Genomic DNA, 11067 nt, shown 5'->3' on the forward strand with positions numbered 1-11067 from the left:
AGAAAAAGTTGTGCATTTTTTGATCGATTCCTCATTATAAAATTAAATGCATTTTTCAATTGCGTAATCCGCTATTTCGTATGTTCTTGGAAGAATGCTGATTTGAATTCATGCTCTATTTTTTTTCTTCTTTTTCTATTTCGGATACAGATTTTTCAGGTTTTTTCATGTAGTTGTCATCTAGTTCCCCAGAACACCCAAGTTCATCTTCAAAGTTTTTTGTAGTGCTCATATGACCGATAAACCATAATTTTTCATTATTGTTTATATATCCTTCTATAAATGGAACACCCATAGGACTTACATCATGTTTAGTAAAACTAATAGACTTGACATCTTTCACATTGTAGCGAATGTACTTTTCTATTCGTACTTCTTGTTTTTTCCAAAATTGCTCTTCTTTTTCTTTTTTCTCCACATATTTCATTGCAATATATCCTCCTGTTATAATACAAATTATGACAAATGCAATTACCAATTTTTTTTTCATTTGGAATCTCCTTGCATTAAAATATAATTAAAATATATCATGGAACGAGTGGTGAAAGATGACTGTAAGAGCTAGTCATTACACAATTTTTAAGGAGATATTCAAAGTCACGATGATTGGTGAATGTGAAGCGTATATTGTTTTTCACATTAATATCCTTATATAATTTACATGGAATATAAAGGGTTTTATAAGCATGTCGAATATTTTCGACATGCTTATTTTGTGCCTAGTAAACTCGTTTTTTCTAAATGTCGAAAAATATTTCCTGCATATTTATAAGCGGAAATATAGGGTTTTAAATGTTTTTATAGTATTTTATAAATTATCTAAATAATTATTTGTATCCAATAATTTTAAACAATGATATAATTTTGAAGAGGGGTAAAAAACAGATAAATCACAGTCATAGGGGTGAATTACATGGAACAATTAATGCGAAATTCGTTTCTTTTCTTGTCAAAAAATAAAGCGCTAACAAAACTGGCTAAAAAGTACGGTTTACGCTTTGGTGCAGGTCGCTTTGTCGCAGGGGAGACAATTGAATTAGCGACAGCAGCTATTCAGGCATTAAACAAACAAGGGCTTTGTGTAACGATCGATTATTTAGGGGAATTCGTTGATAATGAAGCGGAAGCAAATGAAATGGCTAACCAATCGATTGAAGCGATTCGTGCAATTGGAAGAGAAGGTCTTGATTCGCAGCTTTCTTTAAAAATGACTTCTATGGGATTAGATATCTCTGATGAAATCGTAATGAACAACATGCGCCGTATTTTAGAAGCTGCAAAAGAAAATGGTGTGTTCGTTACCATTGATATGGAAGACTATACACGCTGCGGAAAGACAATTGATATCTTTAAACAGTTAAAATCTGAGTATGATAATATTGGTACAGTTATTCAAGCTTACCTATATCGTACAGAAAAAGATATGGAAGAATTAAATGCTTATAGTCCGAATTTACGTCTTGTAAAAGGAGCTTATAAAGAACCTGAAGAGGTAGCGTTCCCGGAGAAGAAAGATGTAGATGATAACTATAAAAAAATTATTAAAATGCACTTATTAAATGGAAATTATACTGCAATTGCTTCACATGACGAAGCGATTATTGAATATACGAAAAAACTTGCCGAAGAACACAACATTCCAAGAGACCAATTTGAATTCCAGATGTTATATGGTATTCGTAATGAGCGCCAACTTGAGCTAGTAAAAGAAGGTTACAAAATGCGTGTTTATGTGCCTTATGGAAACGACTGGTATGGCTACTTCATGCGTCGTTTAGCAGAGCGTCCAGCAAACGTTGCGTTCGTATTAAAAGGTATGGTTAAAAAATAACCAAGGAGAAAATACTCCTTGGTTATTTTAATTGCTGAAATGCGTAATGTGCCATTTTCTTCGTATCAGGATATAGTTGCGTGCGAGTAGAAGATAATACAACATTAATAACGCGTTTACCGTCTTTTTCATCCACTGTTACGACCGTATATTTTCCGAGTGCTGACAGACCGCTTTTACTTCCAATTGCATATGGATCGTCATATAGTTCCTCTCGTCCATAGTTTGCGATGTTTGGAGAGCGTTCTGAAGTATGTAGAGTGGTACGTGTTGAATTCATATATTCTAAAACAACTGGGTACTTTAATGCTTCTTTCGTAATCATAGCAATGTCATATGGTGATACTTTATTTCCGAGTGCATCAGCACCACTTGCGTTTTTAAAAGTCGCATGCTTTGTACCAAGTTCCTTCGCTCTAGCATTCATCATTTTTACAAATTCATTTTTTGACCCTGCAATATGTTCTGCGATGGATTCAGCTATTGGGTCCGCGCTAATGATAAGCATCAGTTTTAATGCCTCATCACGCTTTAACTTTTCCCCAGCACGTAGTTTGATTTTCTTACTTTGACTTTCCGTTTTAATTGCGTTCTCTGTAATCGTAATTTCTTCATCTTCTTTTACATTCTCTAGTAAAAGAAGGGTTGTCATCATTTTGGCTATACTAGCCGGATAAGAGCGTTCGTCTTCTCGTTTTCCATACAAAATTTTACCTGTGTCCGCATCGATTGTAATGGCGTATTGCCCAGTAATGCTAGGTTGATCAGCTCTTACAGTTTGTTGTCTTTGTGCGTAAGAGAAGAAAATCATCCCTGTAAATAGTGTAGCAATCATTACAATCATAACTATTGTTCGTTTCATCATCGTTCCCTCTTTTATTTTCCATATGTACAAATAAATTGGGCAGAAAAAGCAGCCATTACCCATTATGCCACGTTTTCTGCCCAAAAATATACCGTTATTTTTCGCCCATATTATGCTTCTTGTATTGCTGGTTATTACCTTGACGGCCCTTTTCCACACCGTGATTATGCGGACCTGCATTTCCAGTTACGCTCGCTGCGCTAATTCCAGCTTTTGAAGGGTTCTTCTTAAGTTTTGCCATATATATTCCTCCAGTTTCGTCAGATTATAAAAAGGAAAAGTGTATTTGAGTGAAGAAAATACATACATATAGCATGGACAAATAAAAGAAAAATATTTATTTCAGAAAATTTTATCAATAAATATATTGCGAAAATTCAAACTGTATCATATATTTATTAGTAGAGGCTCACTCATTGATTGCGACTTATGTCGAAAAATTGAATGAGCATTCATTCAAGAATAGGGGGAGAATTGGATGTTCCAAATTAAAAAGGCTGCTGTTCTAGGTTCAGGCGTAATGGGTTCGGGGATTGCGGCACACTTAGCTAATATTGGTATTCCGACATTATTGCTTGATATTGTACCACCTGCGCTAACAAAAGAAGAGGAAGCGAAGGGACTTACATTAGAACATAAAAGTGTGAGAAATCGTTTTAGTAATACGGCACTGCAAAAACTATTAAAGCAAAAACCAGCTCCTCTGACAGTGAAAGGAAATCTAGCACTGATTGAAGCAGGTAACTTAGAAGATGATCTTGAGCGTCTAGCTGATGTAGATTGGATTATTGAAGTAGTTGTTGAAAACTTAGATATTAAAAAGAAACTATTTGAAAAAGTAGATGCTGTTCGTAAACCGGGTTCTATCGTAAGCTCGAATACGTCAGGCATTTCAGTTGAAAAAATGGCAGAAGGTCGTTCAGACGACTTCCAGAAACACTTCTTAGGCACACACTTTTTTAACCCACCACGATATTTAAAACTTCTAGAGGTAATACCGACGAAAGAAACAGATCCACAAGTATTAAGCTTCATGAAACTATTTGGCGAAGACGTTCTTGGAAAAGGCGTTGTTATCGCAAAAGACACACCAAACTTTATTGGAAACCGCATCGGTACGTACGGTTTATTAGTAACTCTTCAAGAGATGATAAAACGCGGCTATAGCATTGGGGAAGTTGATTCTGTAACAGGCCCGCTTATTGGTCGTCCGAAGAGCGCAACATTCCGTACATTAGATGTTGTTGGTTTAGATACATTCGTACACGTTGCAAATAACGTATATGAAAATGTACAAGAAGAAGAGCGTGATGTATTTAAAGTACCAGCTTTCATGCATGACATGCTTGATAAAAAATGGCTTGGAAGCAAAACAGGTCAAGGATTCTTCTTAAAACAAGGAAAAGAAATTTTAGAACTAAATCCTGAAACGATGGAATACGAAGCTCGTAAAAAATTAAAAGCTGCATCTATCGAGTTAAGTAAACAGGAAAAAGGTTTATCGAATAAATTGAAAGCGCTTGTATACGCGAAAGATCGCGCAGGAGAGTTGTTATGGAACATCATTACACCGACTCTTTTATACTCTGCAAAACTTCATAAAGAAATTGCTGACGATATCGTTGCAATTGACCAAGCGATGAAGTGGGGCTTCGGCTGGGAGCAAGGACCATTTGAAGTTTGGGATGCAATCGGCGTTGAAAAATCCGTTCAAAAGATGGAAGAAAACGGCGCAGTTGTTCCGACTTGGGTGAAAGAAATGGTAGAGAAAGGTTTCACTACTTTCTATAAACATGATAACGGAGATAGCTACTATTACGATAATGGCGAATATAAGCTAATCGAACGTAATAAAAAGGCAATTTCTCTTAAACAATTAAAAGCGAAAAATGGTGTATTAAAGAAAAATAGCGGAGCGAGCTTAATCGATTTAGGCGACGGTATCCTTTGCTTAGAATTCCATTCGAAGAGCAATGCAATTGGTATGGATATTACGCAAATGATTAACTACGCTGTTGATGAAGTAGAAAAGAATTATAAAGGTCTTGTTATTGGTAACCAATCGAAGAACTTCTGCGTTGGTGCGAACTTAGCAATGATCTTAATGGAAGCACAAGATGACAACTACTTTGAAATTGAGTTGGTTGTGAAGAACTTCCAAGATGCAATGACGAAAATTAAATACTCTTCTAAGCCAGTTGTAGCAGCTCCATACGGTATGACGCTTGGCGGAGGTACAGAAGTTTGCTTACCAGCAGCGAGCATTCAAGCTTCTAGCGAAACGTATATGGGCTTAGTAGAAGTTGGTGTTGGCTTAATCCCTGGCGGAGGCGGTAATAAAGAGCTATACATTAAACACTTAAATAAAATGCCAAACGGCGTAGAGTTTGATCTGCAAAAAGTTGCGAATAAAGTATTTGAATCTGTAGCGATGGCGAAAGTTTCTACATCAGCACAAGAAGCTGTATCGAACAACTTCTTAGGCGATAAAGACGGTATTAGTGTGAATGGTGATCACTTACTATATGATGCGAAACAAAAAGCACTTTCTTTATATGAAGCGGGTTATAAAGCGCCGATTCGCAAAAAGATACCAGTTGTTGGTGAAACAGGATATGCAACGCTTGTACTTGGTGCAGAAGCAATGCATTTATCAGGTTACATTTCTGAACATGATCTTCACATTGCGAAGAAACTTGCATATGTCATTGCGGGCGGAAAAGTGCCGTACGGAACAGAAGTTGATGAGCAGTATTTATTAGATGTAGAACGTGAAGCATTTATTAGCTTAGTAAGTGAGATGAAATCACAAGCAAGAATGCAGCACATGCTTGTAAAAGGAAAGCCATTACGTAACTAATAACGAGGGGAGATATCGTTCATGAGAGAAGCTGTCATTGTTGCGGGAGCAAGAACACCAATTGGAAAAGCAAAGAGGGGTTCATTAAAAACAGTTCGTCCTGACGATCTAGGGGCGTTAGTAGTAAAGGAAACGTTAAAGCGTGCGAATTATGAAGGACCAATCGATGATTTAATTTTCGGTTGTGCAATGCCAGAAGCAGAGCAAGGTTTAAATATGGCTCGTAATATCGGCGGATTAGCAGGACTTTCTTACGATGTTCCAGCTATTACGATTAACCGTTACTGTTCTTCAGGGTTACAAAGTATCGCTTACGGAGCAGAGCGTATTATGCTTGGTCACTCGGAAGCTGTATTATCAGGCGGAGCGGAATCAATGAGTTTAGTTCCAATGATGGGACACGTTGTTCGTCCGAATAGTCGCCTTGTAGAAGCGGCTCCAGAATATTATATGGGTATGGGACATACAGCAGAGCAAGTTGCTGTGAAATATGGAATTTCTCGTGAAGAGCAAGATGCATTTGCAGTAAGAAGTCATCAACGTGCTGCAAAAGCATTAGCGGCAGGTAACTTCGCTGATGAAACAGTATCGGTAGATGTAACGTTACGTACTGTTGGATCAAACAATAAACTGCAAGAAGAAACAATCATTTTCGCGCAAGACGAAGGTGTAAGAGCAGAAACAACGCTAGACATTTTAGGTAAATTACGTCCAGCATTTAACGTTCGCGGTTCTGTAACAGCTGGTAACTCTTCACAAATGAGTGACGGTGCAGCATCTGTACTATTAATGGATCGTGAAAAAGCAGTGAGTGATGGCATGAAACCACTTGCGAAATTCCGTTCATTTGCAGTAGCTGGCGTACCACCAGAAGTAATGGGAATCGGCCCAATCGCTGCAATTCCAAAGGCGTTAAAATTAGCTGGCTTAGAGCTATCAGATATCGGTCTATTCGAACTAAATGAAGCATTCGCTTCTCAATCCATTCAAGTTATTCGTGAACTTGGATTAGATGAAGAAAAAGTAAACGTAAATGGCGGTGCAATCGCACTTGGACATCCACTTGGCTGTACAGGAGCAAAACTAACACTATCTCTTATTCACGAAATGAAACGCCGCAACGAACAATTCGGTATCGTAACAATGTGTATCGGCGGCGGAATGGGAGCAGCGGGAGTGTTTGAATTACTATAAAAAGTGGAAGTGGCTTGCTTAGAACAGGAGGGCGTTGGAAGCCCTGACGAAGAGGCGCTCTTTGCCTCACAGGAAGGGGTGAAACGACCGACTGTTCTAGCCACTGAACATTCTAGCCGCTGGAACTGGATTATAAAAAAGAATGGAAGCAACAAAGGTTTATAAAAACAAAAGGGAGAGCCAGCTTCTTTCAAAATGAGAGAAGCGGCTCATGAAAATATGAAGGAGGAAATTTTCATGGAAAAAACAGTAGGAAGTGCAGTTAAAGGCGGTAGCTTTTTAGTTGATGAGATTACGATTGATCAAGTGTTTACGCCAGAAGATTTTTCATCTGAGCATAAAATGATTGCGAAAACGACAGAGGACTTTATCGTAAATGAAGTTCTTCCAGAGCTTGAATATTTAGAGCAACATGAGTTTGATCGTTCTGTTCGTCTTTTAAAAGAAGCTGGGGAACTTGGTTTATTAGGCGCTGACGTACCAGAAGAGTATGGCGGAATTGGCCTTGATAAAGTAAGCTCAGCGTTAATCGCAGAGAAATTCTCTCGTGCTGGTGGCTTTGCAATTACTCACGGTGCTCACGTAGGTATCGGATCTTTACCAATCGTATTATTCGGTAACGAAGAGCAAAAGAAAAAGTATTTACCATTACTTGCAACTGGTGAAAAATTAGCTGCATACGCATTAACTGAGCCAGGTTCAGGATCTGACGCATTAGGTGCAAAAACAACTGCACGTTTAAATGCAGAAGGTACACATTACGTATTAAATGGTGAAAAACAGTGGATTACAAACTCTGCATTCGCTGATGTATTTATCGTATACGCAAAAATTGATGGAGAGCACTTCTCAGCATTTATCGTAGAGAAAGAATATGCTGGCGTATCTACAAGCCCAGAAGAAAAGAAAATGGGTATTAAATGTTCTTCAACTCGTACGTTAATTTTAGAAGATGCATTAGTACCAAAGGAGAACTTACTTGGTGAAATCGGTAAAGGTCATATTATCGCATTCAACATTTTAAATATCGGTCGTTATAAATTAGGTGTTGGTACAGTTGGATCTGCGAAACGTGCAGTAGAAATTTCAGCACAATATGCAAACCAACGTCAACAGTTCAAACAACCAATCGCTCGCTTCCCATTAATTCAAGAGAAACTTGCAAATATGGCAGCGAAAACATATGCAGCTGAAAGCTCTGTATACCGTACAGTAGGTTTATTTGAAAGCCGCATGAGCACATTATCTGAAGAAGAAGTAAAGGACGGTAAAGCAGTAGCAGCTTCTATCGCTGAATATGCAATCGAGTGCTCTTTAAACAAAGTATTCGGTTCTGAAGTACTAGATTACACAGTAGATGAAGGTGTTCAAATTCACGGTGGTTACGGATTTATGGCAGAGTACGAGATTGAAAGAATGTACCGCGATTCTCGTATTAACCGTATTTTCGAAGGAACGAACGAAATTAACCGCTTAATCGTACCAGGTACGTTCTTACGTAAAGCGATGAAAGGTGAATTACCACTTCTTCAAAAAGCACAAAAATTACAAGAAGAGTTAATGATGATGATGCCAGAAGAAGTAGGCGATGAGCCATTAGCACTTCAAAAATATTTAGTAACTAACGCGAAGAAAATCGGCTTAATGGTAGCTGGATTAGCTGCTCAAAAATACGGTAAAGCATTAGATAAAGAGCAAGAAATTCTTGTGAATATCGCTGACATCGTAAGCAACCTATACGCAATGGAGTCAGCTGTTCTTCGTACGGAAAAAGCGATTAAAACAACTGGTCTAGAAAAGAATAAACAAAAAGTGTTATACACTGAAGTATTCTGCCAAGAAGCATTCAACGAAATCGAAGCAGATGCGAAAGAAACACTTATTGCGGTTGAAAACGGCGACATGCTGCGCATGATGTTATCATCATTACGTAAATTAACACGCCACACACCACTTAACGTAATTCCGAAGAAACGTGAAATCGCTGCGAAAATTTTAGAAGATGAGCGTTACACAGTTTAATAGTTGTAAAGAAAAGTAGTCGTATAAACGGCTACTTTTCTTTTTTTTTGTAAAAATGAAATTTTTAGTGACATAAAACTAATACCATTAGTATAATAAAACTAATGATATTAGTTTTCGTGAAAAGGGAGATGGAAATATGAGAATGATACATGAGCAAACAGTATATCAATTGTCATTTTTGCCAAGAGTGTTTCCTGTGAATTGTTACTTTGTGGAGGAAGAAGATGGTTTAACTTTAATTGATGCGGCTTTGCCATATAGCGCAAAAGGTATTTTACAGGCGGCTGAGAAAATAGGAAAACCAATTACTAAGATTGTATTAACACATGCGCATGATGATCATATCGGTGCATTAGACGCATTAAAGGAAGTACTTCCTCATGTTCCAGTCTATATTTCTAAGCGGGACGCAAAGCTGTTAGAAGGAGATACAACGTTACAAAAGGATGAACCGAATATACCGATAAAAGGCGGTGTACCTAAAAAAGTAAAAACGGTACCTGATGTTTTATTGGAAGATGGCGACCGAGTTGGATCGCTTCTTGCGATTATGACACCAGGACATACGCCAGGTTCCATGTCGTTTCTTGATGTACGGAATAAAGCTCTTATTGTTGGGGATGCATTTCAAACAAGAGGGGGCATGGCTGTTTCGGGACAAATGAAATTTTGGTTTCCGTTTCCGGCGATGGCAACATGGAGTAAAGAAGTCGCATTACAAAGTGCAGAAAAGTTAAGCGAATATCAGCCTTCCTTACTTGCGGTAGGACATGGGAAAATGATAAAGGATCCAGGCGCTATCATAGAGCTTGCTATTAAGGAAGCGAAGTGGAATATAGAAAGTAAGAAAGAGGGTTAATTAATGTCACCGAGAATCGGACTTACATTACCGAAAATTGTAGAAACAGCGGCAGAAATAGCAGATGCAAATGGAATACAAGAAGTAACATTAGCTTCATTAGCGCAAAGGTTAGGGATACGTTCTCCCTCACTATATAATCATGTAAAAGGGTTACAAGATGTACGGAAACATCTTGGTATTTACGGAATAGAACAGCTGCATAACAAGCTGGAAGAAGCGGCCAAGGATAAACGTATGGATAAAGCAATTCATGCTTTAGGAGAAGCGTATGTAGCATTCGTACGCAAACATCCTGGATTGTATGAAGCAACCTTTTTACGAGATGAAGAAGTAAGAAAAGCAGGTGATGGAATTGTGAATATTTGTCTTCAGGTTTTACAACAGTACGGCTTAGAAGGAGAGAATGCACTTCATGCGACACGCGGATTTAGAAGCATTTGTCACGGATTTGCGTCGATTGAACAGCAGGGCGGATTTGGTCTGCCATTAGATTTAGATACAAGTTTACATGTATTGTTGGAAACGTTTATTAAAGGGTTACATGTAATGAGAGAGTGAATATGAAGCGAGATAACCAAAAACCTTAGAAGCGATTCTAAGGTTTTTTAGCGCATATGATTTCAAAAGGAAGGTAGGTGGGAGGATTAAAGTTTAACTTTATTTGTGTTAAAAATAGTTTACATGATGTTAAAAATAAATTACAATGAAAATATAGAAAATAATGTAAAATAAGGAGAGGTTATGAAACAGAGTGGGAATTTACAAAATAATCTCGTTGTACTTAGAGCAGAAAAACGCTGGTCACAAACAGATTTAGCGAACAAAGCTGGGGTAAGTAGACAAACGATTGCCTCAATTGAAGTGAATCGTTACAATCCATCTTTAATTTTAGCTTTTGAAATTGCGCATATTTTAGGTAAGGAGTTTCATGAAGTTTTTCAATATAAGATAGAGGGGGAAACGGAATGAGTATTGTAATAGGGATCATAATCTCAGTAGCAGGACTAATAGGTGTTTTATATTCAACACGTTTTCAGAAGAATGAAGGGGAAGATGAAAGAGGCGAGCATATTACAGGGAATGCAGCTAAAATTTCATTATTTGTATTTTTATTTCTATATTTAGTTATCTTTTTAATCGGGAATCTATATTCATTGACAGGCGAACAGTATAAATTAGCAAATGCATTTTTATTAGCTGGAGTACTTTGTTCGTATGCTTTAACTATTGTAGTTTTGAAAAGAAGATATTAACGGGAAAAGAGTCTCTAATGGTTTAGAGGCTCTTTTTTGTTAAATGATATTATTTTGCAGGTTTGAAAAATGTGTATATGGCTAAGGAAAGGCAAACGAAAATAAATGCAATAGGATCTTGAGAGGGACTAGGCTCAGAGCCCTTCTGGATTTCTGTAAGGAAGTCATGTGTTTTCA

11 protein-coding genes are annotated in these 11067 nt (G+C 37.6%); 8 read left to right on the plus strand and 3 right to left on the minus strand.

Annotated elements, in window-relative coordinates; translation table 11 throughout:
- Positions 1-115: 115 nt before the first annotated feature.
- Positions 116-490, minus strand: coding sequence for a DUF1433 domain-containing protein (locus KI369_RS02010; RefSeq protein WP_212954907.1), 375 nt, complete (start codon positions 488-490; stop codon positions 116-118).
- A 423-nt stretch (positions 491-913) separates the two neighbouring features.
- On the opposite strand from KI369_RS02010, the gene KI369_RS02015 reads away from it, so the two are divergent.
- Entirely contained in the window at positions 914-1831 is a 918-nt protein-coding gene (locus tag KI369_RS02015) for a proline dehydrogenase family protein (protein ID WP_137051489.1), read from the plus strand.
- A gap of 22 nt (positions 1832-1853) precedes the next feature.
- Here the strand turns inward: KI369_RS02015 and KI369_RS02020 are convergent, their stop codons facing one another.
- Positions 1854-2693, minus strand: a complete 840-nt coding sequence (locus tag KI369_RS02020; protein ID WP_212954908.1) for a D-alanyl-D-alanine carboxypeptidase family protein — start codon at positions 2691-2693, stop codon at positions 1854-1856.
- Positions 2694-2790: 97 nt separating this feature from the next.
- Positions 2791-2937 (minus strand): YuzL family protein, encoded by a 147-nt coding sequence (locus KI369_RS02025; protein ID WP_001096344.1) that lies wholly within the window; start codon positions 2935-2937, stop codon positions 2791-2793.
- Positions 2938-3174: 237 nt separating this feature from the next.
- On the opposite strand from KI369_RS02025, the gene KI369_RS02030 reads away from it, so the two are divergent.
- The 7 genes from KI369_RS02030 (at position 3175) to KI369_RS02060 (ending at position 10890) form a co-directional block, all read left to right on the plus strand.
- Complete coding sequence (locus tag KI369_RS02030; RefSeq protein ID WP_212954909.1) at positions 3175-5556, plus strand: 3-hydroxyacyl-CoA dehydrogenase/enoyl-CoA hydratase family protein; 2382 nt, start codon at positions 3175-3177, stop codon at positions 5554-5556.
- A 21-nt stretch (positions 5557-5577) separates the two neighbouring features.
- Positions 5578-6750, plus strand: coding sequence for an acetyl-CoA C-acetyltransferase (locus KI369_RS02035; protein ID WP_001206342.1), 1173 nt, complete (start codon positions 5578-5580; stop codon positions 6748-6750).
- 237 nt (positions 6751-6987) lie between these two features.
- Positions 6988-8772, plus strand: coding sequence for an acyl-CoA dehydrogenase FadE (locus tag KI369_RS02040; RefSeq protein WP_000416298.1), 1785 nt, complete (start codon positions 6988-6990; stop codon positions 8770-8772).
- A gap of 139 nt (positions 8773-8911) precedes the next feature.
- Positions 8912-9634, plus strand: a complete 723-nt coding sequence (locus KI369_RS02045) for an MBL fold metallo-hydrolase (RefSeq protein ID WP_212954910.1) — start codon at positions 8912-8914, stop codon at positions 9632-9634.
- 3 nt (positions 9635-9637) lie between these two features.
- Positions 9638-10195: a TetR/AcrR family transcriptional regulator gene (locus KI369_RS02050; protein ID WP_212954911.1), complete on the plus strand. Its 558-nt coding sequence runs from the start codon at positions 9638-9640 to the stop codon at positions 10193-10195.
- 183 nt (positions 10196-10378) lie between these two features.
- A complete protein-coding gene (locus tag KI369_RS02055) occupies positions 10379-10606 on the plus strand; it encodes a helix-turn-helix transcriptional regulator (RefSeq protein ID WP_212954912.1) in 228 nt (75 codons plus the stop codon).
- Positions 10603-10890: a DUF2178 domain-containing protein gene (locus KI369_RS02060; protein ID WP_016085685.1), complete on the plus strand. Its 288-nt coding sequence runs from the start codon at positions 10603-10605 to the stop codon at positions 10888-10890. Before KI369_RS02055 ends, KI369_RS02060 begins: the two co-directional genes overlap by 4 nt.
- Positions 10891-11067: the final 177 nt, after the last annotated feature.

Origin of the sequence: Bacillus sanguinis (assembly GCF_018332475.1) — a bacterium.
In the GTDB taxonomy this organism is placed as follows: Bacteria; Bacillota; Bacilli; order Bacillales; family Bacillaceae_G; genus Bacillus_A; species Bacillus_A sanguinis.